Source organism: Streptomyces sp. NPDC005774 (assembly GCF_042871645.1).
Lineage (GTDB): Bacteria > Actinomycetota > Actinomycetes > Streptomycetales > Streptomycetaceae > Streptomyces > Streptomyces pratens.
Window position 1 is genome coordinate 1 of record NZ_JBIAIV010000142.1, and the last position, 1,451, is coordinate 1,451.

The window sequence follows — 1,451 nt, forward strand, 5'->3', positions numbered from 1 at the left end:
GCGCCGAGCATGACCTTGCGGATCGCTTTGACCAGGCCGCTGTGGCTGTCGGAGATGACCGGGCGGACGCCGGTCAGGCCGCGTTCGCGCAGGTGGCGCAGGAACTGGGTCCAGAAGGCTTCGGTTTCGCTGTCGCCGACCATGACGCCGACGACCTCGCGGCCGCCGTCCTGGGTGACGCTCCCCCAGCCTTCGGCCGGGGGTACCCCCAGTGGCGATGACGATGGCCTGGGAGACGATGCGGTGATCGACGCGGGCCTTGACGTAGGTGGCGTCGAGGAAGAGGTAGGGGAAGCGGATGTGGTCCAGCGGGCGGGTCCGGAAGGCGTCCAGTTGTTCGTCCAGGTCCGCGCAGATCCGGGAGACCTCGCTCTTGGATATCCCGGTGTCCGAGCCGAGGGCCTTGACCAGGTCGTCGACGAATGGGGCCTCCCCTGCTTGAGCGGAGCCGAGAGCTTGGGGAAGGGTGGAGACGCCGTGGACGTAGGCCTCCATGATGACCGCGTAGAGGGCCTGGTCGATGCGTCGTCGGCGTTCCAGGAGGCTGGGGAAGAAGCTTCCGGCTCGCAGTTTCGGGATGGCGAGTTCCAGGTCGCCGGCCTGCGTGGTCACGGTCTTCTCGCGGTGGCCGTTGCGCCAGGTGGTGCGGGTGTTGGTGTGTTCGCCCCACTCGGCGCCGATCCTCGCACTCGCCTCGGCCTCGATCAGTTCCTGCAGCAGCCGCTCGGCGACCTCCCGGACGAGTTCAAGACCGTCCGTCGAACGTAGTGACTCAAGCAGGCGGAGCAGGTCATGCCGGGACAAGGCCACCGTGCACCCCCTGGGGTCGAACTGCCCGTTCATTCCGGACAGTTGCACGGTGGCCTGCCAGTTGCGCAGGGAGCAGACACCGGCAGATGGTGCAGACGAGGGAGCAGACCCCGCGCACTCAGCCGCGGTGATCCCCTACACCACACAGCGGGACGCGATCGGAACGCGTGCCCCTGGAACAGCAGATGAGCGCCCCGGACGTGGAATGGGGCATCGCGGCCCTGCGCGGAGAGCTGCCACGCATGTAACAGCAGGCCGCCTTGACCATGGCCACGCCGCATGGGCCTGCCCCAGGCCGAGGGCAGGGTGCGACGAATCCGGCCCGGTTCCAGACCGGCCCGCCCGCGGCCGGAAAAACATCATGAATCCGAGCGAGGCGGCCAGCAGGACGATCGCCGAGGCCGCCCAGGCCGAAGAGGGCGTCCTGCTCAGCAGGAAAGCGACCCAGGCGGTCAGCCCGGCAAGGGCCAGTAGGGCGTGGCCCGTCACCAGCGACAGCGGCAGCCGGGTGACGCCTGCCCGACGCTGCTGCAATCCGTGGCGAGGTAGGGGGTTCCCCCCGAGAAGTGGACACCAGTTCGTGTTGTTATGCGGCGAGTGTCATGTTAGCCGACTGCTTCTCGTAGGCGACGGGGCTGAGC

At 68.2% G+C, this 1,451-nt stretch carries 1 pseudogene; it reads right to left on the reverse strand.

Features of this window, described 5'->3' with window-relative positions:
- A pseudogene (locus ACFYQA_RS39500) lies at positions 1-810 on the reverse strand (transposase); the annotation flags it as partial.
- Between the last annotated feature and the right edge of the window lie 641 nt (positions 811-1,451).